General features: G+C 62.3%; 21 protein-coding genes, 1 tRNA gene and 2 pseudogenes. 11 read left to right on the top strand and 13 right to left on the bottom strand.

The features are described 5' to 3' along the window. Positions 1-219 (top strand): annotated as a pseudogene (locus F561_RS29485) (IS4 family transposase); the annotation flags it as partial. 385 nt (positions 220-604) lie between these two features. On the opposite strand, the gene F561_RS0108985 reads toward F561_RS29485, so the two are convergent. Next, a complete protein-coding gene (locus F561_RS0108985) occupies positions 605-1,741 on the bottom strand; it encodes a hypothetical protein (protein ID WP_019009625.1) in 1,137 nt (378 codons plus the stop codon). 31 nt (positions 1,742-1,772) lie between these two features. Then, positions 1,773-2,546, bottom strand: a complete 774-nt coding sequence (locus F561_RS0108980) for a metallophosphoesterase family protein (protein WP_040380269.1) — start codon at positions 2,544-2,546, stop codon at positions 1,773-1,775. 53 nt (positions 2,547-2,599) lie between these two features. On the opposite strand from F561_RS0108980, the gene dcd reads away from it, so the two are divergent. Beyond that, on the top strand, positions 2,600-3,160 hold the full coding sequence (gene dcd, locus F561_RS0108975) for a dCTP deaminase (RefSeq protein WP_019009623.1): 561 nt from the start codon (positions 2,600-2,602) through the stop codon (positions 3,158-3,160). Positions 3,161-3,303: 143 nt separating this feature from the next. After that, a complete protein-coding gene (locus F561_RS0108970; RefSeq protein WP_019009622.1) occupies positions 3,304-3,711 on the top strand; it encodes a DoxX family protein in 408 nt (135 codons plus the stop codon). 10 nt (positions 3,712-3,721) lie between these two features. On the opposite strand, the gene F561_RS0108965 is transcribed toward F561_RS0108970, so the two are convergent. Next, the gene (locus F561_RS0108965) at positions 3,722-4,921 is read right to left on the bottom strand and encodes a molybdopterin molybdotransferase MoeA (protein WP_026298738.1); all 1,200 of its coding nucleotides are present in this window, start codon (positions 4,919-4,921) and stop codon (positions 3,722-3,724) included. A 31-nt stretch (positions 4,922-4,952) separates the two neighbouring features. On the opposite strand from F561_RS0108965, the pseudogene F561_RS30425 reads away from it, so the two are divergent. Together F561_RS30425 and F561_RS25160 are read left to right on the top strand one after the other, a co-directional pair. Further along, positions 4,953-5,270, top strand: a pseudogene (locus tag F561_RS30425) (FKBP-type peptidyl-prolyl cis-trans isomerase); the annotation flags it as partial. Between the two features lie 348 nt (positions 5,271-5,618). After that, the gene (locus F561_RS25160; RefSeq protein WP_040380261.1) at positions 5,619-6,098 is read left to right on the top strand and encodes an FKBP-type peptidyl-prolyl cis-trans isomerase; all 480 of its coding nucleotides are present in this window, start codon (positions 5,619-5,621) and stop codon (positions 6,096-6,098) included. Positions 6,099-6,158: 60 nt separating this feature from the next. On the opposite strand, the gene F561_RS0108955 is transcribed toward F561_RS25160, so the two are convergent. The 4 genes from F561_RS0108955 to F561_RS0108940 form a co-directional block, all read right to left on the bottom strand. Further along, on the bottom strand, positions 6,159-7,184 hold the full coding sequence (locus tag F561_RS0108955) for a nucleotidyltransferase domain-containing protein (protein WP_019009619.1): 1,026 nt from the start codon (positions 7,182-7,184) through the stop codon (positions 6,159-6,161). A 13-nt stretch (positions 7,185-7,197) separates the two neighbouring features. Beyond that, the gene (locus F561_RS0108950) at positions 7,198-7,752 is read right to left on the bottom strand and encodes an HDIG domain-containing metalloprotein (protein ID WP_019009618.1); all 555 of its coding nucleotides are present in this window, start codon (positions 7,750-7,752) and stop codon (positions 7,198-7,200) included. A 403-nt stretch (positions 7,753-8,155) separates the two neighbouring features. Then, positions 8,156-9,133 carry a thioredoxin-disulfide reductase gene (gene trxB, locus F561_RS0108945; RefSeq protein WP_019009617.1) on the bottom strand — a complete coding sequence of 326 codons (978 nt, stop codon included), beginning with the start codon at positions 9,131-9,133 and terminating at the stop codon, positions 8,156-8,158. Between the two features lie 154 nt (positions 9,134-9,287). Then, a tRNA-Gln gene (locus tag F561_RS0108940) sits at positions 9,288-9,361 on the bottom strand. Positions 9,362-9,701: 340 nt separating this feature from the next. Here F561_RS0108940 and F561_RS0108935 point away from each other — a divergent pair. Continuing rightward, a complete protein-coding gene (locus tag F561_RS0108935) occupies positions 9,702-11,501 on the top strand; it encodes a 30S ribosomal protein S1 (RefSeq protein WP_019009616.1) in 1,800 nt (599 codons plus the stop codon). 113 nt (positions 11,502-11,614) lie between these two features. Here F561_RS0108935 and F561_RS28780 read toward each other — a convergent pair whose 3' ends face one another. From F561_RS28780 to F561_RS0108920, 3 genes are all read right to left on the bottom strand, one after another. Further along, positions 11,615-12,331: a hypothetical protein gene (locus F561_RS28780; protein WP_157451685.1), complete on the bottom strand. Its 717-nt coding sequence runs from the start codon at positions 12,329-12,331 to the stop codon at positions 11,615-11,617. A 161-nt stretch (positions 12,332-12,492) separates the two neighbouring features. Continuing rightward, positions 12,493-13,266: a hypothetical protein gene (locus tag F561_RS0108925; RefSeq protein WP_019009614.1), complete on the bottom strand. Its 774-nt coding sequence runs from the start codon at positions 13,264-13,266 to the stop codon at positions 12,493-12,495. Positions 13,267-13,268: 2 nt separating this feature from the next. After that, complete coding sequence (locus F561_RS0108920; RefSeq protein WP_019009613.1) at positions 13,269-14,210, bottom strand: phage holin family protein; 942 nt, start codon at positions 14,208-14,210, stop codon at positions 13,269-13,271. 85 nt (positions 14,211-14,295) lie between these two features. On the opposite strand from F561_RS0108920, the gene F561_RS0108915 reads away from it, so the two are divergent. The 3 genes from F561_RS0108915 to crtI all read left to right on the top strand — a co-directional run bounded on the left by F561_RS0108915 (position 14,296) and on the right by crtI (position 18,047). Further along, entirely contained in the window at positions 14,296-15,000 is a 705-nt protein-coding gene (locus F561_RS0108915) for a class I SAM-dependent methyltransferase (RefSeq protein ID WP_019009612.1), read from the top strand. Between the two features lie 230 nt (positions 15,001-15,230). Beyond that, positions 15,231-16,148, top strand: a complete 918-nt coding sequence (locus tag F561_RS0108910) for a phytoene/squalene synthase family protein (protein ID WP_019009611.1) — start codon at positions 15,231-15,233, stop codon at positions 16,146-16,148. A 177-nt stretch (positions 16,149-16,325) separates the two neighbouring features. Continuing rightward, positions 16,326-18,047 (top strand): phytoene desaturase family protein, encoded by a 1,722-nt coding sequence (crtI, locus tag F561_RS0108905; protein ID WP_019009610.1) that lies wholly within the window; start codon positions 16,326-16,328, stop codon positions 18,045-18,047. 109 nt (positions 18,048-18,156) lie between these two features. On the opposite strand, the gene F561_RS0108900 is transcribed toward crtI, so the two are convergent. Both F561_RS0108900 and F561_RS0108895 read right to left on the bottom strand, forming a co-directional pair. Continuing rightward, a complete protein-coding gene (locus F561_RS0108900) occupies positions 18,157-18,984 on the bottom strand; it encodes a M12 family metallopeptidase (protein WP_245556476.1) in 828 nt (275 codons plus the stop codon). A gap of 179 nt (positions 18,985-19,163) precedes the next feature. Beyond that, positions 19,164-20,024: an alpha/beta hydrolase gene (locus tag F561_RS0108895; RefSeq protein ID WP_019009608.1), complete on the bottom strand. Its 861-nt coding sequence runs from the start codon at positions 20,022-20,024 to the stop codon at positions 19,164-19,166. 84 nt (positions 20,025-20,108) lie between these two features. On the opposite strand from F561_RS0108895, the gene F561_RS0108890 reads away from it, so the two are divergent. Further along, positions 20,109-20,546 (top strand): OsmC family protein, encoded by a 438-nt coding sequence (locus F561_RS0108890; protein WP_019009607.1) that lies wholly within the window; start codon positions 20,109-20,111, stop codon positions 20,544-20,546. A 138-nt stretch (positions 20,547-20,684) separates the two neighbouring features. Next, entirely contained in the window at positions 20,685-21,233 is a 549-nt protein-coding gene (locus F561_RS0108885) for an AAA family ATPase (protein WP_026298735.1), read from the top strand. A gap of 69 nt (positions 21,234-21,302) precedes the next feature. Here the strand turns inward: F561_RS0108885 and aceF are convergent, their stop codons facing one another. Further along, entirely contained in the window at positions 21,303-23,075 is a 1,773-nt protein-coding gene (aceF, locus tag F561_RS0108880) for a dihydrolipoyllysine-residue acetyltransferase (RefSeq protein ID WP_019009605.1), read from the bottom strand. Between the last annotated feature and the right edge of the window lie 106 nt (positions 23,076-23,181).

Here is a 23,181-nt window from a genome sequence, read left to right as displayed (position 1 = left end):
TTGACCCTGGCGTACGTCTGGTGCGTGCTGGTGGGGGTTCTCCAAACCTGCACTGTGAAGGCGCACGGTCGGCGAGCCTGGAGTGTGGTGACGCTGGGCCTCCGGACCCTCGTGCGGACGTTCGTCTGCATCCACGAGCGTGGGGAGGCGGAAGCCCTGCAACTCATTGGGCTTTTGAAATCCAGCCAGACGCTCAATTCAGAAAGTGTCGGGTACTGAGGTTGCCTGGATACGGAACGAAAACGACTTGCGTACATGGAACAGCGAGTCTTCCCTTGCCCGCGTTGCTGACTCAATGCCCCCCCTCAAGGTGAGAAGCAAAGACCCCGATACCGCCACCCCAGATCGTCCCCGCCCGAATCCGTGTGAGGCCGTCGTCCACGAAGTGGGCGGGCCAATTCCAACGTCAAGACGACGGGCAATTCCGCTTCTAAATGTGCAATGTAGCCGAGCTAGAACGCGACAAGATCACTCCTGCCGAGCGCAGCGCTTCACTCCCCTGACCCCTTTGGGGCCGGGGGCTGGGGGGTGGGGGTAAACCGTGGAACCAGCCTCACAATCCCCTCCACACACAATTCTCCTCTCTTCCCGGATAACGCGGTCCCTAACGATAGAACTCGCGGTAATAAGCGCCCTGCGCGTTGGCATCCGCCTTGAGGCTGGCAAACGGCAGCACAGCGGTCTCGGCGCACGCGCCCACCACATGCGGCAGGCCGGTGGGCGTCAGGTTCAGTCCCGCTGGGGTCAGGTAGAAGGTAAATTCGCTGCCCATATCACGCAGTACATCCAGACATTCGCTGTCCAGATCTGCGGGCAGGTGAGACAGGTACAGCGCACTCTGGCGAGCGGGCGTCAGTCTGGGCCAGATGGCGGTGAGGGGCACAGAGCGGCCTGTGGCACGGTCAAGCATCACGCCCTCGGTGTAGTTGTCGGGGTGTGCGCCCCCGCAGTAGTACCCAGCATCCTCACGCAGGCTGACCAACTTAGCCGACAGGTAAGTGATGGCTGCATTCAGTTCGTAGCCCTCATCCATATCGCTGCTGCCCAACATCGACTGGCAATCCAGCGCACTGACGGCGTGCCCCAGTTGGCGGTCCTGCAGGGCGGCCTTCAGGCCAGCACTGGCCCCGGCCACACGCGGATACACGACACCCGACAGCGGCTCGCGCACGCTTTTTCCGCCCGCCTGGGTCAGCCAGACATGGTTCAGCTTCAGGAAAGCCAGCGGATCGTTCACCTTCAGTTTCAAGAGGCCGGGAGAAGAGGGAAGCTGCAAAGCCGTGCCCAGCACATTCAGAGGAGAGAGGCGCACAGGCAGCTTGCCCAGACCCGTGGGTTTGGCCCAGGTGCCGGTCAGTCCAGCGGCGTTGCGGCTGAGGGTCAGGCAGCCCGTGACCACCCGCCCATCCATCGGGCCACTCCAGACTTCTTCCTGCAAAATCAGGTTCTGGCCGCTGCGAAACGGGGTCAATTCGATATTGACGCCCTTGCGCTCGTAGTAGTACCGCGCCGCGCCGCCGATTCCGTCTGCACCCTCCCCCAGTTGCAGCACGACGGGCAGGTTGCCCACCGTACCCCGGTAGACCGTTCCGGCCTTGATGGGCGCTGCTGCCCACGCCGGAGCGCCCACCGCGCCTCCGCAGGCTCTGGGGTCCTCGTTCTGGGCCGCCGCACCGGAAGCCAGCCCCGCACACAGCAAGAACACCAGAGATCGGCAGGAGTTCATAGGCAACTGTTTCATTGGAATCAGCCTAGCGCGTGTGCTGCGCCCGTCAACGCCCCTCCCCCACTCCGCGCCCGTCGAAGGTGGCGTTGCGGAGCATTCCACTCACGAAGGCCCCGAACGGGGAATGGGTTTCGGCCCAGCGCACGGCGGCCTCCACGTCATAGGGCACGGCGCGGAAATCCACCGACCATGCGCCCGCTCGCCGTTCCAGCAATGTCCAGCGGGCGCGTGGGTCGCCGTCTACCTGATCGCTGACCGCTCCGGCATTCACCAGCAGGGTATCTCCCACACGGGTCGCGCCGGGGCGGTGGGTATGGCCGCACACCACCACGCCCGCGCCGAACGGCTCCAAGTGCGCCCGCACCTCACGCGGATCGCGGGAGCGGTAAAAGCCCTGCCCCCTGTTCTGGCCCTCGCCCTCGTGCTGCCAGACCCACAGGAGGCTGTGCCAGGCGCTCTCCAGCGTGCCGTGACAGGCCAGCAGTTCTCCGTCCAACGCGGAAACCGTGAGGGGCAGGGCGGCCAGACGTGCCAGCGCGGGGGCGTCAACTTTCCCGCTCAGCCACTCGCCAAAGCTGCGCGATAGGGCCGAGCGGCGGCCATCCGGCCAGAGTTTCTCTTCGTTGTTGCCGCGCACTTCCAGCGCCCCAGCCTGGGCCAGCTCAGCCTGGGTCTGTGCTGCCCGCGCCGGGTCGGCCACGCCTTCCACCTGATCGCCCAGATTCAGGATCAGGTCAGGGCTGGCCTGCCGAAGCTGCCTCAACACGGCGTCCAGCGCGAACGCATTGCCATGCACATCCGAAATCACTGCTACACGCACCCGCACAGCGTAGCCCGCACGCACCCGGCCCGTCAGCCGCTACCATGCAGCCTATGAGCATTCTTCCCGACTGGCGCATCCGCCAACTGGCCCTGGAGGGCATGATTACCCCCTTTGAAGACCGTCTGATCCGCACTTCAGACAACGCACAGGTCATCAGCTACGGTCTGAGCAGCTTTGGTTACGACCTGCGCTGCGCCGACGAATGGAAGGTGTTTACCAACGTTCACAGCGCCCTGGTAGACCCCAAGAATTTTGATGATAAATCGTTCGTCGATATAGTGTCCGATGAAATTATTATTCCACCCAACAGCTTTGTGCTGGCAAGGTCGCTTGAATACATCAAAATTCCAGATAACGTGATGGTTGTGGCTCTGGGAAAATCAACCTATGCACGCTGCGGCATAGTCGCCAACGTGACGCCCCTGGAGCCCGGCTGGGAAGGCCATGTGACGCTGGAATTCAGCAATACCACGCCCCTTCCGGCCAAGATGTACGCCAATGAAGGCTGTGTGCAGCTTCTCTTCTTTGAAGGAGAGCGCCCCGAAGTCACTTATGGCGACCGCAAAGGCAAATATCAGGGCCAGACAGGTGTGACCCTGCCGCGCCTGTGATACGGACTTGCTCTGATTCCCGAACATCCGGGAAAGCACCAGATGTTCGTCCATCGCCGCCAGCCCGTACTTTTTGTTACTCGCTCTACTGCGTAGCTTTGCAAGTCTGCTCGGATGATTCTCACGAATCTTCGCAATTTGGTGTGACTTCAAAACCTCTCCCAGAGCGCAGGCTGACGCCTGATCTGCTGCTTCTCGCGGCCCTATTCACCTTCGCGGGCGTGATGCATTTTGTGCGGCCCCAACCCTTTGACGCCATCGTGCCGCGCTGGGTGCCGATGCCTGCACGAACCGCTACGCTGCTCAGTGGAGCCGCAGAAATTGCGGGTGGGCTGGGACTGCTGCATCCGGCCACCCGGCCCGCCGCCCGCTGGGGGCTGTTGGCGCTGCTGCTGGCGGTGTTTCCGGCCAATCTGAATATGGCCGTGAACGCCGAACGGTTCCGGCCCCTGCCCGAGTGGGCGCTGTGGCTCCGGCTGCCGCTGCAACCCCTGCTGATGTGGCTGGTCTGGCGGGCAGGACGTGCCAGAAACGGCAAAAAAGCTGGCTAGCCCGCAGTTCTTACAGCAGTACCACGTCCACCTCATCCCCCGCCGCCACGCTGCCGCCTTCCGGCACGACCACCAGCGCCCCGGCTTCACTGAGCGATCTCAGCACGCCGCTGCCCTGTTTGCCGTAATCGTGAACCTCGCCGCCCACGATGTTGGCCCGCCAGAACGCCACTTTGTCGGGCAGGCCGCGAAAGGCAGTGCCCGCCCGCAACCGCAGCGTCTGTACAGGCTGTCCGGTGAGGGCGGGGCGCACGATCACATGAAAGACCACCAGGCTGCTGACTGGATTTCCCGGCAGGCCAAAGACCGGCAGGCCATTCCAGCCGCCCAGCAGCGCGGGGCCACCGGGCCGCATTCGCACCTTCCAGAACGACACGCGGCCCTGCACGATCAGGAGGTCGCGCATAAAGTCGTATTTGCCCATGCTGACGCCGCCGCTGGTCAGCAGCAGGTCTGCGCCGCCGATGCTGTCGATGGCCGCCTGAAGTGCCCCCGGACTGTCGGCGGCGTGGCCGAGGGGCAGCACTTCGCAGCCACATTCTTCCAACATGGCGCTCAGGCCGATGCGGTTGCTGTCGTAGACCTGCCCCGGAAGCAGCGGCTGGCCGGGTTCGATGACCTCATCTCCAGTAGACAGCAGCGCCACACGCAACCTGCGCCGCACTGGAAGGCGGGCATGGCCCAGCGCGGCGGCCAGAGCCAGACGGGGCGCGGTCAGCCGCAGTCCGGCAGGCATGACCTCCTCCCCGGCGCGGAAATCTCCTCCCTCCGGGCGCACGTCGGCGGGGCTGGCGGGACGCTGCACCAGCACAGCGTCGGGGCCGTCATCTATCAGCTGTTCCACAGGCGCAATCGCGTCGGCTCCGGCGGGCATGGGCGCACCCGTATAAATGCGGATGCACTGGCCGGGGCCGACCTCTCCGGCAAACGGCACCCCGGCGCGGCTTTCCCCGGTGAGTTGTAAGTGGGCCGGAGCTGACGCAGAAGCGCCCAACGTATCGGCAGCGCGGCAGGCAATGCCGTCCAGTGCACTCTCGGTGGCACTGGGATGACTGACCAGGGCAGCCAGCGGCTGGGCCAGCGTGCGCCCGTAGCCCTGTCCCACGCCGACCCACTCGGTTTCGAGGGCCGGAAGGAGGGCGGCCAGCATCTGGCGGGCTTCGGCCACACTGACGAACATGGGAAAGTCGGGCGAATTGGCGGCACTCATGCGGGCAGGATAGCGGGCAGGATTCTTGAGGATGTTGAACGGCAATTTCTCACGGTTCGGCCACACGAACCCAAGTCGGACAGACGAGAGGGTACACTTTTGGGCAATGCCCGCAGCAAGGCAGCGGGGGAACGGAGAGCGCATGAAGATTACTCAGGACAAAGTGGTGGAACTCGATTACAAGCTCGTGGTGAACGGCGAAACCATCGACCAGAGCGAACCCGGCGACCCCTTGATCTATCTGCACGGGCACGGCGGCATCATTCCCGGCCTGGAGCGGGCGCTGGAAGGCAGGAGCGTGACCGACAACTTTTCGGTGACGGTGCAGCCCGAAGACGGCTACGGCGTGCGCGACGAAGAGAACATAGACGAGTTGGGCCGCGAAGCCTTCGACGACGATATTGAGGTCGGCTCGACCTACTACGCGCAGGATGAAGACGGTGGGGTCGTGCCCTTTACGGTGCTGGGCATTGACGGCGACACGGTAAAAGTGGATTTCAATCCACCGCTGGCCGGAGAAGTGCTGAACTTTGAGGTCACTGTGCTGAGCGTGCGCGACGCCACGCCCGAAGAACTGGAACACGGCCACGCGCACAGCGCGGGAATGCACGACCATGACGAAGAAGCAGATGTTCTGACCATCGACGCCGCAGAAGTGGGCGAGCCGGAAACAGCGGCAACAGGAGACACCATGACCATGAAGATCGCAGCCGATAAAGTCGTAGAACTCGATTACAAACTGACCGTGAACGGCGAAACCGTGGATCAGAGCGAACCCGGCGAACCCTTGACCTACCTGCACGGCCACAGCAACATCATTCCCGGCCTGGAGCAGGCCATCGAGGGCCGCTCGGCAGGCGAAACGCTGCAAGTGACCGTGCAACCCGAAGACGGCTACGGCCCACGCGATGAAGACAACATGGACGAACTTGACCGCGCCGACTTTGAGGACGATATCGAAGTGGGCATGACCTACTACGCACAGGCCGAAGACGGAAGCGTGCTGCCCTTTACGGTGCTGAGCCTGGACGGTGACACGGTGAAAGTGGATTTCAATCCGCCACTGGCCGGAGAAGTCCTGAACTTTGAAGTCACCGTGTTGAGCGTGCGTGACGCCACCACCGAAGAACTGGAACACGGCCACGCCCACAGCGCCGGAATGCACGACCACGAGTAAGGTTTACCGCTAAGACTTCGACAGCTCTGGGGCGACCTCAGGGCTGTTTTTTCGTGCAACTCAGGGCAGCGAACCTTCCAGCGCCGCCAGCCAGACATGCCCCGGCGAGGTAAGGCGGAGAGTACCGGCCAGCCATTCGCGGGCCTGCGGATTCAGTGTGGGCAGGGTCTGGGCAAAATCGCGCTGGTCTTTGCCCCTGGGATCGTGGCCTGCGGTGCGACTTTTAAAGAGCAGTACGGCTTCAGGGGCCAGATGGGGCAGGCCATGTGCGCCGATCAGGCGGGCCTGTGCCAGCGGCAGGGTGACGCGGGGGTCACGGCGGTAGATCCACGTCTGGTCGCCAAAATCAGTGAGCAGCACATCCAGCAGTTGGGCGTGGGGCAACCCCGGATGGCGGGCGTGGGCCTGATGATCAGGCGCTTCTATCGGGGCCGTCCAGGCATGATAGGCCCCTTCCCGGCAGGCATCCAGTCGCCATCCGGCTGCCGTCAGAGCCTCCCTTACCGCGTCCTGCTGCTGCCGGGGCACAATCACGTCCACGTCTTCATGTGGGCGGGTGACCGCGCCGTGCCAGGCATCCAGCGCCCAGCCACCTGCCAGCATCCAGGGCAAGCCCAGCGGGGCCAACGTCTGGGCAGCGAACAGGGCCGGGGCAAACCCGACCGTGTGAGCGTGGTGTGTGTAGGCAGCAGGCAGCAACAGGGCATCGGCATGGGTGCGTCCAGCCTGCACAAAAGCGGCGCGGTAACGCTGGGCAGCGGCAGGTACGGCCAGCAACAGGTCGCGCAGCACTGCCTGATCGGTGGCCCAGGCCTGACCCGGTTCAGCCACGACCACCCGCCAACCACCAGGATGTACAAACGTGCCGCCTGGGTCCCGCGTGTATCCCAGCACCATCAGCACAGACTCGGCGGGCGTACCGGGAAGCAAATCCAGATGCAGCTCGGGCATATCCAGATCGGCCAGCGCGGGCACACTGCCGGGGCCACCGTGCGAGAGGGCGAAAATACCTGTACTCCGGCCCCGCTCCAGGGCTGAGCCGAGTGCATCGGTCAGGGTCTGCATGGCGTGATTCAGGGCTTGCATCCCTCATTCTCCCCTACTCCAGATCGTCGTAGTGGTGCAGCAGGGCTGCTTCTGGATCACCCACCGAGTGATGATGGCGGGCCACGAGGCGGGCCACACGCGGCCTTGCTCCGGCGCGGGCCAGCAGTTGTGCGCCCAGTTCCGGGTGATTGGCCCGGATCCCGATGGCCCCCACAGGCGGCAGGAGGCGGGCCAGGCGGTTGGGAATCAGGCCCACCAATACGCGCTCGACTACGTAATAGGGGCGCAAGCTTTTGCCGCAGTCATGCAGCAGGGCGGCGGCGATCAACTCGGGTTCGGCGCTGGGGTGATCCCGCAGCAGATGCCGGGTGACGCGGCAGGCATGATCCCGGTCACGGGCGTCCATCGCCCGGTAGACGCGGGCCTCCTCGGGCGTCAGGTATTCGGTGGCCCAGATGTCTTCGGGATGGGCAGCACGGGTACTCATGCTGCGGCTCAGGCGGCGCACCTTGCCCGTATAGCCGCGCACTTTGCGAATCAGGCGCTCTGAGGGCGAGAGGTAAAGCATGGTCTGATGATCATAACTCGGCAGTACCGTCGTGGACATCGACAGCCTCTCCAGACTGATCGGCTACCACCGCTGGGCGACCGAACGCCTTCTGGGTGCCGTACAGGGCCTATCGTCAACGGACTACACATGCGATCTGGGCAGCAGTCACGGCGGCGTGTGCGGCACTCTCCTGCATCTGCAAGGAGCCGACGCTATCTGGCTGGCCCGGTTACGCGGCCTTCTGCGTTTCCCTCAGCCAAGCAGATTCCCGACCTCGCCTCTTCGCACAGAGCCTGGGTAACGGTGTGGAAGGGTTTAGACCCCCAGACCACAGATGACCCCTCCGGCAACTGGGGCAGCCTGTCCCCAATACCGACCTCATCGCGTTTTACCGTCCTACAGAACAACAATACCGCCCCGGCCAGAAGCCCAGAGCGGTACAGATGAAGCGCCGGGAAGCTCAGTCGGCAGCCGTGACCGTTTCCAGTTCCAGCGCGGCCAGGGCGCGTTCGGCACTCATGGCGGCCCGCGTGCCTGCGCCCACACTGGTCGCCAACTGGCGGTAGACGTGATCCGACACGTCGCCCGCCGCGAACAGCATCGGCACGCTGGTATAAATCTCGTCGGTCACGTCCACGTAGCCGTCGTCGCGCAGTTTCACGGTGCCCTTCACAAAATCGGTGTTGGGAATATGGCCGATGAAGATGAACACGCCGTCGGTGGCAAAGTCGCTGACTTCTCCGGTCTTGAGATTCTTCAGGCGCACGTTGCTGACGCTGCCTTCGCCCTGAATTTCCTCTACAGCAGTGTCCCAGATAAATTTCATCTTGGGGTTGGCGAGGGCGCGGGCCTGAGCCACCTTGTTGGCCCGCAGGGTATCGCGGCGATGAATCAAGGTGACTTCATCGGCGAATTTGGTCAGAAACAGACCCTCTTCGACGGCTGCGTCGCCGCCGCCCACCACGACCACCTTTTTGCCCCGGTAAAAGAAGCCGTCGCAGGTCGCGCAGGTGCTGACGCCCCGGCCCCAGTAGGCTTCCTCACCGGGCACGTTCAGGCGCTTGGGGTTGGCTCCGGTGCTCAGAATCACGCTTTTGGCGCGGTAGGTGCCACCGTAGCCGCGCACCGTAAACAGATACGGATGGTGCTGGGGCGTGGATTCGATGGCCTCGACCTCATCCATTTCGATGCGTGCGCCGAACTTTTCGGCCTGTTTGACCATCCGCTCGGCCAGTTCCATGCCGGGAATCGGGTCGGGGAAACCGGGGTAATTTTCTACCTCTTCGGTCTGGGCGATCTGGCCCCCCGGCAGGCCCTTTTCCAGAATCAGGGTGGACAGGTTGGCGCGGCCCGTGTAGATGGCGGCAGTCAGTCCGGCGGGGCCGCCCCCCACAATCACCACATCAAGGTCTTGAATAGAGTTCTGAGCGCTGGTCATGACATGAGCGTACCACCAGTCACGTTTGGAGATGGTCAGCGAGACACAGTTTACTTTCCAAAGCAGTTTGCGTTTCTTTAGCAAGCTACCGCAGGATAAATCAGCCCAGGGAGGGAGATAAAAAAAGCTCCTGCCGAAGCAGAAGCTCTTTTGTTGGTTGGGGCGTATGGATTCGAACCATAATTGACGGTGTCAGAGACCGGAGTCCTGCCGTTAGACGACGCCCCAACGTCGGCCCAACAGTCTTGGCCCGTAGACCTCGACCTTTGCTGCGTACAGAACGTCAGACGTCGTACACGAGCGTTAGGGAGTATACGGGGCGCAGCGGCGGGCGTCAACACCCAGAGCATCAGAAAAGAATCAGGCGACCGTGCCGTCTCTGTACATCAGGATGCTGAACATTGAATGGACTGCGTTCAGACGCGGCTCCGTGCGTATAGATACCTCGGAAATTTGGTTGCCCCCACCCCCCCACTCTGATACACTGAGGTGTTGCCGCGCCGACGCGCAGGTATCAGGATTGTGGCGACGGCATGTCAAGTGCCGACGCTCAGGAGGACAGGAGTTCATGGAAGACAACACCCAGACCCCCGCCCAGCAGGACGGGATTCAGCCCACGACGGGCACCGACGCGATGGATACGGCCACCCCCGAAGTGACCCAAGCTGCCGCCACCGAAGCGCCCACCGCACCCGCCCCCAGCGAGGAACGCGAATACCCCGCCATGACCATGGAAGACATCCTCGCCAGTGAGGCGCAGGAGCCCCAGAGTGTCTCGCGTGGCGACATCGTGGACGGCACCATCGTGTTCATCGGTCAGGACGGCATTGCCGTAGACATCGGCGCGAAAGTTGAGGGCGTTATTCCCCTCAACCAGATCGGCGAAGAACCCGTCACGCTCGAGCAGGCGCAGGAACTGTACAAGTCCGGCGACAAGATCGAAGCGTACGTGGTTCGCGTAGACCTGCCCAACAGCCAGATCGTGCTGAGCAAAAAGCGTGCCGATCAGGACAAGGGCTGGCGCGTGCTGGAAAAGATGGAAGCAGAGAACGAAGCCTTCGAAGTCGATGTGCTTGAAAAAGTACGCGGCGGCTTGGTCGCGCAGGTAGAAGGCATTCGCGCCTTCTTGCCCGCCTCGCAGGTGGACACCCGCCGCGTGAACGACCTTGACCCCTTCGTCGGCCACCCCCTGATGGTCAAGCTGATCGAGCTGAACCGCAAGCGCAACCGCGTGATCATCAGCCACCGCGCCATCATGGAAGCCCAGAAGGCCAAGGCCCGTGAAGCCACGGTCGGTCAACTGGAAGCCGGAGCGCAGTTTGAGGGTGAAGTCGTCGAGATCACCGATTTCGGCGTGTTCGTTAACCTCGGCGGCATCGATGGTCTGGTTCACCGCAGCGAATTGACCTACGGGCGTTTCAACCACCCCCGTGACGTGGTCAAGGTCGGCGACAAGGTTCAGGTTCAGGTCATTGACGTGGACGAGGGCCGTGAGCGCATCAACCTCAGCATGAAGGCCCTGACGCAAGACCCCTGGGAAGGTGCCGTAGACCGCTACAGCATCGGCCAGAAGGTCAAGGGCAAGGTCACCAACCTGACCAACTTCGGCGCATTCATCGAGCTGGAATCCGGCCTCGAGGGTCTGGTTCACGTCAGCGAAATGAGCTGGACGAAGCGCGTGCGTCATCCCAACGAGGTCATGAAGGAAGGCGACGAAGTGGAAGCCGTCATCTTGCGGATCGATCCCAAGGATCGCCGCATCAGCCTCGGTATTCGTCAGACCACGGATGATCCCTGGAGCGCCCTGCCCGACCGCTACCCACCCGGCACGCAGGTGAAGGGCAAGATCACCGGCATGACCGATTTCGGCGTGTTCATGGAGATCGAGGAAGGCATCGAAGGTCTGATCCACATCAGCGAACTCGATACCGCCCGCGTCAACAACCCCGCCGACCTGTTCAAGAAGGGCGACGAGATTGAAGCCGTGATCCTGAACATCGACCCCGTAGAACAGCGTGCGAGCCTCAGCCGTCGCCGTTTCCTCGGTGGCGGTGCGCCCCCACGCGACTACGTCAGCCAGGGCGGTGGCGCTCGTAGCGACCGCTTCGGCGCAGGCCCCGGCGGCGCTCCCAGCCGTGGTGGTCAGGGCGGCGGCGCAGGTGGACGCGGTGGCCGTCGTGGCGACAGCGATTACGCTTTCAATGCCAAGGACGCCTCTCAGGGCGGCAAGATCAGCACCAAGCTCGGTGACGTTTACGCCGACTTGTTTGCCCAGTTCGGCCTGAGCAACGACAAGAAGGACGACGTTCAGCCCGCCGCGACCACCGAAGCGGCCACCCCCGAAACCGATACTCAGAAAAGCGAGTAAACGTTCAAGGGTGCAGAACTGAGTTCTGACCAATGAAAACTAGAGCAGGCCCGGTCTGGAGAAATCCGCCGGGCCTGCTCTTTACATATCTCTGAGCTATAGAGCCAGAGACATTAGATTTGCCGCAGTCTCTCGGCAATAGCAGCAGCATGGGCATCGAAAATTTCCTGCCATACAGCATCAATAACGAAGGGTTCTAGGTTAACCTTATGCCCTTGTCTTATAATATCAAACTCTTTTCTATAGAAATTCTCTATCTCTTGTTGAGAAATGTGAAGACATTTGTCTTGCCAATGGGAATTCTGAGGCAAAACATCATCTTCCGTGCTTATTTGATCAAGCTCTATTCCAGCAGTAGAATATTGCAAGAATTCTTTTTCTTTTACCCACATCACTCTCCAGTTAATCCAAAATTCCTCAATAACTCTGGACATAGCAGTACGATGCTTGGGATACCAATAAAAACTGCCAAAGGGATGATCAGCGTCAAGCTTTTGCATAGTGTACATATCTTCACATGCAAGTAGAATGACCCTCAAATCAAAATTGACTAGGAAGCCGCCATAGTAGGCAGATGGGTCATTATATTTCCTACCGAATGGGTTGTAGTCAGGTGGGTTTGTGCCAAGTGGATTATAATCAAGAGGATCAGCGTTATTCATAGGTTTTTTATCAGATTTTAAACCATCCTCAGCCATATAGCACATGGTCACAAAAGCTGACTCAGGGCCATAAGCGAGATAGCTAGGCACACCCATGCCACCCCGCCTATGGTATTCCGTAAAGGCTTGGCCTTGATACGTATAGATCAAGTAAACAGGTTCTGGCATCTTAACTCTCCGTATCCCCAAGATGATTTTTAAAATAACAAGTACGCCGTAGTTAACACTTCGTTTCATCCCAAACAGCAGGATTAAACTCCATTCTCACTACGACGCACTTTTTCGGTGTTTACTCGGCTTGGTTGATTTAAAGATCAACCTCGATTTATTTAAATATTCGGGTTGCTCTTTTCCGTTTCGGTGATGACGCTGCCCTGCGCTTTGGCTTCTACCTTGCTTTCAGGCGCGGGTACTTGGCCGGGGTGGGTCTTGATGAAGCTGGCGACCCCGCCTGTGCTGACCGGAGACACGCTGCTGGTGGGCACGGCGCTGGTTCGGCTGGCCGGAGCAGGAGTTCTGAGCAGGGGCGTAGCGCGTTCAGCAGGGGCGACTTTGGGTTCGGCAGGCGCACCCGACTCGGATTTGCCCAGACCCAGTTTGCCCAGTGCGGCCTTCAGCGCGTCGGCTGGAGCATCTGCATGGCCCGCCTCGGTTTTGGGTGCGCCCGGTTTGGTTACTGGCTTGCTCACGGGCTGTCCAGCCTTGTCCAACATCGAGTTTGCCAGTTCTTCCAGACGGGGATTGATGACCTTGTCGGTCAGGGTCTTGACGGCCAGCGTGCCCAGCGTCGCCACCAGAGCGCCGCCGATGCCGCCCCCGCCCTTGTGATTCTTCTGGGCTTTCATCAGGGCCTTCTGGTGCTTGGCAGGGCTGGCAGCATCCACGTAAATCTTCTTGCTGCGCCGGAACTGGCGGCCCACCACCATGCCCAGGACCGCGCCCACCGCAGAAGCGCCGCCCAACATCTTCAGCGGTTCTTTTTGCAGGTTGGCCTGAATGCTGACCTGCTCGGTCAGGGCGTCGATACTGGCCTTCAGGCGGGCGCGGTTCTCGTCCCGCTCACTCAGAGGCGGCTGAAAGTCCAAAGATGCGTCGTCGGCCATGCTCAGTTCTCCTTTTCTTGCATGTCGTCGCGGAAGGTGGGGTTGGTGCTGACGGTAATGCCGGGCGCGTCCTTCAGAACCACCGGGTTTTGCAGGTTGGGATCATGGGCATGCCCGCCATGTCCGTGACTCCCGTGAGAGCTGTGGTCTGCGTTGCCGTGTCCACTGCTGCTCTCGTGGTTGTCACTGCCATCGATCTTTTTGTTCAGGCCGCTGCCGTACACCTGCGCCTCTCCGTCCGACTTGCTCTCGAACACGGGAACGGTGGTGGTTCCGCCCTCCACGCGCACGGTGGCGTGGCCTGCGCTTTCGGCCACCACGCGAGTTTCTCCGGCAGTGTGCAGGTCAGGGTCGCGGGTCATATCGATGCCGCCCGTGGTATTGCCTCGGCCCGCCTCGGTTTTGGGGGTGCTATGGGTCTGCACGGCGGAAGGGGTGTGGATGCTCTGACCGCCGGGAGTGGAGGTCGCGGGCTTGGAACCGGTGTCGGCCACCTTGTAGCCACCTGCACCCTGCGCCTGCTTCTGGCCGTCTTTCAGGGCTTTCTGCTCGGCCTGATAACGGGCTTCAAGCATCTCGTCTTCGGTCATGGGACCGCTGCGGCGGGTTGTGGTGTCGTCGGTTTTGACTTCTGCACCCAGACGCTTGATGCCCAGAAAGACCAGTGCGCCGGTCAGGGCGAAGCTGAACAGGGCGATCAGGAGGGCCGCCGACCACCAGCCGAGACCAAGGCGCACAAGGCCGAAGTAGACGGCCAGAATCAGGAACACCAGTCCCAGAATGAGCGGGCCAGAGGAGGCCAGCAGCAACACCACGCCGATGCCCTTGGCTTTGGCAACGTCCCCGACCCGGCGGGCTACGCCATTGATTTCCGACTTCACGAGGGTTACGGCAGCGTCGAACACATCAACGATTGCGCCCCCCATACTCTTGCGTTCTTCCATACTTCCTCCGGGAATGCGGCCCCCCCTTACCGGTGCATACGGTAGCGGGGCATACGGGCCTGTCGGGAACAGCATACTGAAAGGTATGAGTCTGCCGCGTCACATCAAAGAAACCCTGAACTCTGCCGCACACAGAGACCCCGCCCTGAGCCTCGCCCAGCGCAGCAATCTCTGGCCTGTCACGGCACGGGGCTATGCGTGGTGGCGGGCGCGTTCTCTCACCCTGTTGGGGGGGCAGGCCTTCGGGCTGGAGCGGGAAGCGCAGTTGTTCAGAACTTTATGCCAACCCTACGCCGGTCAAAGTTGGCTAGATGCAGGCACCAGCACCGGCTTTTATGCAGGCGTACTGGCGCGGGCAGGCTGCCGGGTACTGGCCGCCGACCTGAGCGCCCCCATGCTGGCCGAGGCGCGGCGGCGCGAACCGAGTGAGCAGGCGGGCGGCCAGATCGACTGGGCCATGCTGAATCTGGAAAACAGCGGCCTGCCTGACGCCTCTTTTGATGGCATAACAGTAGGCGCGACCCTGAACGAAACCAATGATCCCGCCCGGTTTTTGCAGGAACTCGCCCGCCTGACCCGCCCCGGTGGGCAGCTCTGGTTGATGTACATTCCGCGCACGGCTGGCCCGCTGCAAACCCTGCTGAGTCAGGCTGCCCTGGGCGGATTGTCCTTCTATGATCCGGCGTGGGTGGCCCGTCAGTTGCCCGGTTGCCAGCGCACTGACCTCGTGCAGGTCGGCGCAGTGGTGTTCGAGCGCTATGAGAAAATCGGGGCGGCCAGCTCCAGCTGAACATTCGGCCCCGCCGACCACCTTTAACTGAGCTTCATCTTTCTATCCTGAGCATGAAGGATTACCCTTCAAGTCCTGACCAAACGGTAAGCTCGACACAGACATCTGCCCTGCTTTAAGACGGAAAACTGCTCCGGTCACCCCCATTCTCCACGGCCCTGTTTGTAAGAAAGCGTGACGTTTTGCGAGAGAAGGCCGCTTAGACTCGCCCAAAGAGAGGAATTCGACCTGTGACGACCAACGCCACCCCCCTGCCCCCTGCCCAGACGTGCCTTGCCGACGCCGTGGCGCACTGCCGGGACGTGACGCGCCTGCACAGTAAAACCTTCTATCTGGGGTCCCGCTTTTTTCCGGCGCGGGAGCGGGCAGCCGTGTGGGCCGTATACGCTGCCTGCCGCGACGGAGACGACATTGTCGATGAATTGACTGGAGACGACGCCGCGACGCAGTTGGAAGGCTGGTGGGCGCGGATGCAGGCCGCCCTGGCTGGCCCCCTCGATCCCACCGACCCGCACACGCCCCCGATAGACAAGGCCCTGTCCTGGGCGGCCCAGACCTACCCGATTCCGCTGTCGGCCTTCGGGGAACTGCACGACGGTCTGAGAATGGACCTGAACGGCCACCAGTACCTCACGATGGACGACCTGACCCTGTATTGCCGCCGAGTGGCTGGTGTGGTGGGTTTTATGATCGCGCCCATCAGCGGCTACAGCGGCGGCGAACGCACCTTGCAGCACGCGCTGATGCTCGGGCAGGCCATGCAACTGACCAACATTTTGCGCGACGTGGGCGAGGACCTCGAACGCGGGCGCGTGTACCTGCCCGCCGATCTGATGGCCCAGTACGGGGTCTCGCAGGCCGATCTACAGCGGGGGACCGTCACGCCCGAATACCGCGCCCTGATGCGGCACCTCTCAAAGCTCGCCCGCGAGTGGTACAAGCAGGGCCGCACCGGAATTCCTCTGCTGCACGGCAGCGCCCGCCTCGCCGTTCAGACCGCCGCCCGCGCCTATGAAGGCATTCTGGACGATCTGGAACGCGCTGATTTCGACAATTTCCGCCGCCGCGCCTACGTGAGTGGCCCCCGCAAACTGCTGATGCTGCCGCAGGCGTGGTGGGAACTGCGCGGCTTTATGGCGCGGGCGTGAGGGGTTAGAGGTCTGGCATTCGTGTAAACCCCCCCGTTGCTCCGCAACGCCTCCCCTCAGAGGGGAGGAATAAACAGCTTTTGTCCTCCCCTCTGAGGGGAGGTGGCCCGAAGGGACGGAGGGGTTTATACGCCGCCCAAATTGCACTACCTACCTACAATTTCTGAGGTTCCCCCCATGACCCACACTTCCCCAGTTGCCCCCGCCCCCCGCAAAACCGCCCTGATCATCGGCTCCGGCATCGGCGGCCTGAGCCTCGGCATTCGGCTGCAAAGCCTCGGCTTCGATACCACCATTCTGGAAAAACTGGACGCCCCCGGTGGCCGCGCCTACCAGAAGCGCACCGCAGACGGCTACGTGTTCGACATGGGGCCGACAGTCATCACGGTGCCGCACTTTATTGAAGAGTTGTTTGCGCTGGAGCGTGACCGGGCCGCCCTGACCACGCCCGATTATCCGGCGCAGGTGCTGGAGGGAGAGCGCGTGCGCGAGGGCGAAAGCGGCGGCCCGCGTACCCGCGAATACGTGAAACTGGTGCCGATTCTGCCCTTCTACCGCATCTACTTCGATGACGGCACCTACTTCGACTACGACGGCGACCCCGATTCCACCCGCCGCCAGATTCTGGAACTGGCCCCGGATGATCTGGCTGGTTACGAGCGATTTCACAAGGACGCCGGGGCCATCTTCGAGCGCGGCTTTCTGGAACTGGGCTACACCCATTTTGGCGACGTACCTTCCATGCTGCGCGTGGTGCCCGACCTGATGCGTCTGGACGCGGTACGCACGCTGTTCAGCTTTACCAGCAAGTATTTCCAGTCGCCCAAGCTGCGACAGGTGTTCAGCTTCGAGACGCTGCTGGTGGGCGGCAATCCGCTGAGCGTGCCCGCCATCTACGCCATGATTCATTTTGTAGAAAAAACATGGGGCATTCACTACGCGATGGGCGGCACGGGCGCGTTGGTGCGGGCCTTCGTGCAGAAGTTCGAGGAATTGGGCGGCCAGATTCGCTACGGCGCGGAAGTGGAGCGGGTACTGGTGACGGATGGCCGGGGCAAACCCGTGAAACGTCCCACCGGAACGCGGGTGGCGCGGGGGGTGGCGCTGGCGGGCGGCGAGGAACTGCACGCCGACATTACAGTCAGCAACGGCGACTGGGCCAACCTGTACCTGAAACTGGTGCCGCCGCAGGCCCGCCTCGTCAACAGTGACGTGCGCGTGCGGGCTGCCCGCCAGAGCATGAGCCTGCTCGTCATCTATTTCGGCTTCCGGCGTGACGGCCCCAACGACCGCCCGCTGGATCTGCGCCACCACAACATCATTCTGGGGCCACGTTACGAGGAACTGCTCACCGAGATCTTTGGTGAAAAGGTGCTGAGCAAGGACTTCAGCCAGTACCTGCACGTTCCCACCCTGACCGACCCCAGCCTAGCGCCGGAAGGCCACCACGCCGCCTATACGCTGGTGCCCGTGCCGCACAACGCCAGCGGCCTGAACTGGGACATAGAGGGGCCGAAGCTGGTCGGGCGCGTGCTGGACTTTCTGGAGGAACGCGGCTATATTCCCAACCTCAAAGAGCGCCTGACGCACAGCGAATATATCACGCCCGATTATTTTGAAGGCACGCTGGACGCCTACCTCGGCAATGCCTTCGGGCCAGAGCCGACGCTGATTCAGAGTGCCTATTTCCGGCCCCACAACCGCAGTGAAGACGTGCGGAACCTGTATCTGGTGGGAGCAGGCGCACAACCCGGCGCAGGCACCCCCAGCGTCATGATGAGCGCCAAGATGACGGCCCGCCTGATCGCGCAGGACTTCGGCATTCACCCGGATCTTCTGGGCGGGCCAGACGAAGCGGTAGCGCAGGCTCAGCCAGAAACGGTGGGCGCGGCAGATTGAAGCCTGAGCAGAGTAATGGTGCTTGACCGGGCAGATTGAGCGCTGGGGAAGCAATAAAAAAGGACCAACCGCACCAGCCTCTGTGCGGTTGGTCCCTCCCTTTTAAAGCTCAGCGGGGGTACATGAAGTTGATATTGGCCTTGTCGGTGGGACTGTAGCCGTTGCGCTGGCCCATCCGGTTGATGTCGATGCTGGCATTCAGCGGCTTGATTGCCAGTTTGCCGTCAAAGGTGGCGGGGTAGTGCATGATCGAATCGAAATCGTATGCGCCGTAGCCTTTGCTGCCGCTGCGAATCTGGTACTGAGATTGCCAGTCGGCAGGAATGTTGTTCCACAGGATCTGCACGTACTGGTCGCGGTCCGGGCGGGTCTGCTCATGGAACAGGCCCAGCGTATGACCGAACTCGTGAATGATGGAACCCGTGGTGCAGCGGTCGGCCAGCGTGATGGTCTGCCGCCCACCCGTCATACCCAGACCACTGGCACAGCTCGTGCCCGTGTTGTAGGTGATCTGCACGTAGTTGCTCTGGGTGGTGCGCGGCTTCACGACCGCGTTGGTGGTACTGCTGATGGTAGCGGCGGCCTGAGCCACCCGATCACGAATGGCCTGCGGCACGTTGCTGGCAAAGGTATAGGGAATGGTGCGGGCCGTCCAGCGCAGGCGGGTATCGATCACATAGGTACCCAGCGGCGTCAGTTCGTTCAGGTCGGCCAGAATGATGTCATCTTCAAGCAGCAGGTAGCCGTCTCTGACCATTCCGGTCACCTGTTGGCGCGTGCCGTCTTCCAGGATCAGGGTGGCGGGCCGGGTATCAGGGGCCGCAGCAACTACACCCCCGGTAGGAGTATTCACGGCCTCCGGGGTGTGCTGAGGGGCCGTAGAACAGGCCGCGAGGAGGACGGACAGGGACAGCACAGCAGGCAGACGTGAACGCATAGCAAAACCTCCGGAACAGACAGGGGGAAACTTGGGGACAGACCGTTTTTTGCGGTAGGCGGAAGATAACGGGCGGGGTGTGAGTGGGGCGTGATACAGGTCGGTCAGGCTCTCCACCTGGGATGGCCTGACCGACTGATCTGCTTGAATTGAGCCTGCCTGTTAAAGGGATGGGGCCGTCAGGCTGTGCGCTCCTGCAGCCAGTCCACGATCAGGCCGCGCACCTCGTCCCGGCACTCGTCGTTCAGCAGTTCGTGGTAGCCGCCTTCAATTTCTACAAGGCGCTTGTCGGCGGCTGGGGCTTCCTGCATCAGGCGTCGGCTGCCGCGAATGTCAGTGATCTTGTCCTGTGTGCCGTGCACGATCAGGGTGGGCAGGCTCCAGCGGGAGGTGTGCGCCCACAGGTCGGCGCTGAGTTGCAGCATGGACGCTCCGGTCAGGGCGGGCACCTTGCCGTGGTACATGAGGGCATCGGCCTCGTAAGCATCCACCTCGGCCTGAATCCGGGACAGGCCGCCCGTGCCGAGGTCGGTGGTGGCAAGTCCGGGCGCAATCCGGGCCATCAAAGGAGCCAACCGCTTGATCCATGCGGGTTCGTTTTCGCCCACCAGCAGGGCTGGGCTGGACAGAATCACGCCGCTGAGGCCCCGTGGATCGCGGGCCACGCTGCTGGCAGCAATCAGGCCGCCCAGCGAGTGTCCGAAGGCGAACATCGGCCCCGGCAGCCCGCGCAGGGCTTCCCGCGCCTTCAGGTGGTCTTCGGTCAGCACCTTCGCGCTGATGACGGCTCGCCTCCCCTCCGACTCACCGTGCCCGCGCTGGTCGTAGCCGTACACGTCGAACCCCGCCGCCTGCAAGGTGGGAATCAGGGCGTGATAGCGGTCCACGTAGCGCCCCACGTACTCTCCGAATCCGTGCGCCAGCAGCAGCGTTCCGCGTGTGGTCGGCGTTCTGGCGGCCCATTTATAGCCTTGAACAGGGGCATCAAACGTCCATCGTTCGGGGTGGGGCGCGGCAGCCACCACAGATTCAGCAGTCATGGCCCGAGTCTACGCCGCCAGATGACCCGAAGATAAAGACTGCACCAAGGCACGATCACAGGCAAAAGCGGGAAGCTAGGCAGCATGGCAGATATCGCACGGAAGGCAAACGCGCAGTGGATGGGCAACCTGCGCGAAGGCAAAGGCACCATCAGCAGCGGCAGCGGCACGCTTAAGGACGCCCAGTATTCCTTTGGCACGCGCTTTGAAAACGGCGTGGGCACCAACCCCGAAGAACTCCTGGCCGCCGCTCATGCAGGCTGCTTCACCATGCAACTTTCGGCGCTGCTGGCCGCCCACGGACACGACCCGCAGGACGTGCGTACCGAGGCCACCTGCGAAATGGTGCGCGACGGTGCAGGCTTCAAAATCAGCGCCATGCGCCTCCAGGTGCGCGGCAAGGTCGGCAACATCGACGACGCCGAGTTTCAGAAGCATGTGGCAGAGGCGGCCAAAGTCTGTCCCCTCAGCCGCGTGATGCACGGCAACGTAGAAATTACCTACGACGCGGTTCTGGAATAAGCGATTTCAGTTCAGGATGCCCCGGCTTCGGCTGGGGTTTTTTGGTTGGGGAGGCGCGAGTACGTTGTTCGGCCGATAAGCCGCACAGCTGGGCAAATGAATGACCAGCGCTTCAGTTCCGCCTGTATCCTGCCTCCCATGCCCCATCTTTTCTACCTGATTGGCCCTCCTGCCAGCGGCAAACGCACGATTGGGCAACTGCTGGAGCGCCAAACCGGAGCGGTGCTGCTGGATAACCACCTCTGGAGCGATCCCATTTTCCGGGCCTGCGGCGTCACGGGGCATCACGACTTGCCCGCTGGCCTCAGCCCTCTGCGCGAACAGGTGCGGTTGGCGGTGATGGCCGCAGCAGCCCTGGCCCCAGCGCATGTCAGTCATATTTTCACCAATTACCTGACGGCAGAGGCCAAAGAGCAGGATACCTACCGCAGCCTGTCGGAGTTGGCGCGGGCACGCGGGGCCGTATTCGTGCCTGTGGTGCTGACCTGTGACCGCGAAGAACTGGCCCAGCGCATCAACCGCCCCGAACGCCAGGACCGCCTGAAACTCAAAAACCCGGAACTGCTGGCCGCACTGCTGGACACTCGCGGCGCGTTTGGCGCACCTGCTAGCGTGCCTGTGATGGATACCACCGAGCTGGAGCCAGAAGCGGCGGCGCGGCAGATTGCGGCTCTGGCCGGACTGTAGAGCCACTCGATTCCAGCCAAAAAACTGGCCCCCATCCACACCGGACAGGGGCCATCAACATGGAGCCGTTTACAGCGAGATCAGGAAAGGGTCTTCCAGCGTTTCGCAGATGTAGCGCACAAAGCGGGCTGCGTCTGCGCCGTCGATCAGGCGGTGGTCGTAGGTGAGGCTCAGGGGCAGCATGTTGCGTGGTTCAAAGGCGTTGGTTTCCTTGTTCCACACAGGCTCGAAGCCGCCGCGACTGACGCCCAGAATGGCGACTTCGGGGGCATTGACGATGGGCGTGAAGGCGTGCCCACCGATGCCGCCGAGGTTGGAAATCGTGAAGGTCGCGCCCTGCATCTCGTCGGGCTTGAGCTTGCGGTCACGGGCTTTTCCGGCCAATTCGTTCAGCTCCAGCACGATTTCGGTGATGCTCTTGCGGTCGGCATCCTTCAGCACGGGCACCAGCAGGCCCACGGGGGTGTCCACGGCCACGCCGAGGTTCACGTAATCCTTGTAGATCACCTGATTGTTGCCGAGGTCCAGACTTGCGCCGAATTTGGGGAACTTCCGCAGGGCGTTGGCAACCACTTTCATCAGGATGTGGGTCATGGTGAGCTTGCCGCCCGCCTTCTCGACCCGTGCTCCGAACTGCTTGCGGACCTCTTCCATGCGGGTCACGTCGGCCTTGTCAAAGTGCGTGACCATCGGAATACTGGACCAGGAGGCGGCCATGCTGCGAACGGTGGCCTTGCGAATCCCGCTCATGTCCTCGCGGCGCACCGTGCCCCACTTCTCGAAATTGGGCAGAGGTGCAGCGGGGGCAGCGGCAGGCGCACTGGCAGCAGGCTGGGCAACAGCGGCGGCAGCGGGTGGCTGAACACTGGTCTGCTCCACACTGGGCGTCCCGGCGGCGCGGCGGACATCCTCTTCGCTGATGCGTCCGGCGATTCCGCTGCCGTGGACATCATGGATATCCACGCCGATTTCGCGGGCCATCCGCCGGACGCTGGGCGCAGCGGGCACGATGGTTCGGCCATCGAAGGTCTGCGGAGTGGCCGGTTTCTGGGGAGCGGCAGCGGGCGCAGGCGCAGATGTTGGGGCAGAAGCAGGAGCGGCCTGTGCGGGGGCGGGCGCAGCAGCAGCGGCCTGCACAGGGGCAGCAGCCCCCGCCGAAGCGCCCAGCGTCAGCAGAACCGCACCGATTTTCACGGTGTCGCCAACGTTGACGTTTACGGTCTGCACCGTGCCGCCCACGTTGGCAGGCACTTCGATCACAGCCTTGTCGGTTTCGATCTCGATAACGGGCTGGCCCTCAGTTACGGTGTCTCCGGCTTTCACCAGCACCGTCACCACTGTGCCCTGCTCGATATTGTCGCCCACGTCGGGCAGCGTGACCTGTGCGCCTGCACTGGTTGGAGCAGCGCTGGCCGGAGCTGCACTGGTTGGAGCTGGAGCCGCAGCGGGCGCAGCAGACTCCACGGGCGGCGCGGCCTGTTCTTTCTGGCTCTGCTGCTGGGCCTGGGCGACCCGGTTGGCGGTTTCGGCATTATCGGCAACAGTGGCAGGGTCGGGTTCAGCCGCCGGACTGACGGAAGCGGCCCCAGCAGAAGCGTCTGCCGCGCCGCCGCCGAGGGTCAGCAGGACTGCGCCGATTTTCACGGTGTCGCCCACGTTCACGGCCACACTTTCCACCGTGCCGCCTGCAGATGCGGGCACTTCGATCACAGCTTTGTCAGTTTCAATCTCGATGATGGGCTGGCCTTCAGTCACGCTGTCGCCGGGCTTGACCAGCACCGAAACAACGGTGCCCTGCTCAATATTGTCGCCCACATCGGGGAGTTTCAGTTCTTGCGCCATGAGGGTGACTCCTTGGGTGCGGTGGGAATGATGGGGATTGAGGTTGGGGACATGGGCAGTGGTCTCAGGGTCGAGGGCCGCAAGGAGGAGTCTTGTTCTGAGATTC

The sequence above is a fragment of the Deinococcus aquatilis DSM 23025 genome, from assembly GCF_000378445.1.
Taxonomy (GTDB): Bacteria; Deinococcota; Deinococci; order Deinococcales; family Deinococcaceae; genus Deinococcus; species Deinococcus aquatilis.
This window is presented reverse-complemented; position numbering and strand designations above follow the sequence as displayed.

Excerpts from the sequence above, each read along its gene's own strand:
- F561_RS0108985 (WP_019009625.1), bottom strand. The coding sequence starts at position 1,741 with ATGAAACAGTTGCCTATGAACTCCTGCCGATCTCTGGTGTTCTTGCTG.
- dcd (WP_019009623.1), top strand. The coding sequence starts at position 2,600 with ATGAGCATTCTTCCCGACTGGCGCATCCGCCAACTGGCCCTGGAGGGC.
- F561_RS0108965 (WP_026298738.1), bottom strand. The coding sequence starts at position 4,921 with ATGAGTGCCGCCAATTCGCCCGACTTTCCCATGTTCGTCAGTGTGGCC.
- F561_RS25160 (WP_040380261.1), top strand. The coding sequence starts at position 5,619 with ATGAAGATCGCAGCCGATAAAGTCGTAGAACTCGATTACAAACTGACC.
- F561_RS0108955 (WP_019009619.1), bottom strand. The coding sequence starts at position 7,184 with ATGCAAGCCCTGAATCACGCCATGCAGACCCTGACCGATGCACTCGGC.
- F561_RS0108950 (WP_019009618.1), bottom strand. The coding sequence starts at position 7,752 with ATGTCCACGACGGTACTGCCGAGTTATGATCATCAGACCATGCTTTAC.
- trxB (WP_019009617.1), bottom strand. The coding sequence starts at position 9,133 with ATGACCAGCGCTCAGAACTCTATTCAAGACCTTGATGTGGTGATTGTG.
- F561_RS0108935 (WP_019009616.1), top strand. The coding sequence starts at position 9,702 with ATGGAAGACAACACCCAGACCCCCGCCCAGCAGGACGGGATTCAGCCC.
- F561_RS28780 (WP_157451685.1), bottom strand. The coding sequence starts at position 12,331 with ATGCCAGAACCTGTTTACTTGATCTATACGTATCAAGGCCAAGCCTTT.
- F561_RS0108925 (WP_019009614.1), bottom strand. The coding sequence starts at position 13,266 with ATGGCCGACGACGCATCTTTGGACTTTCAGCCGCCTCTGAGTGAGCGG.
- F561_RS0108920 (WP_019009613.1), bottom strand. The coding sequence starts at position 14,210 with ATGGAAGAACGCAAGAGTATGGGGGGCGCAATCGTTGATGTGTTCGAC.
- F561_RS0108915 (WP_019009612.1), top strand. The coding sequence starts at position 14,296 with ATGAGTCTGCCGCGTCACATCAAAGAAACCCTGAACTCTGCCGCACAC.
- crtI (WP_019009610.1), top strand. The coding sequence starts at position 16,326 with ATGACCCACACTTCCCCAGTTGCCCCCGCCCCCCGCAAAACCGCCCTG.
- F561_RS0108900 (WP_245556476.1), bottom strand. The coding sequence starts at position 18,984 with ATGCGTTCACGTCTGCCTGCTGTGCTGTCCCTGTCCGTCCTCCTCGCG.
- F561_RS0108895 (WP_019009608.1), bottom strand. The coding sequence starts at position 20,024 with ATGACTGCTGAATCTGTGGTGGCTGCCGCGCCCCACCCCGAACGATGG.
- F561_RS0108890 (WP_019009607.1), top strand. The coding sequence starts at position 20,109 with ATGGCAGATATCGCACGGAAGGCAAACGCGCAGTGGATGGGCAACCTG.
- F561_RS0108885 (WP_026298735.1), top strand. The coding sequence starts at position 20,685 with ATGCCCCATCTTTTCTACCTGATTGGCCCTCCTGCCAGCGGCAAACGC.
- aceF (WP_019009605.1), bottom strand. The coding sequence starts at position 23,075 with ATGGCGCAAGAACTGAAACTCCCCGATGTGGGCGACAATATTGAGCAG.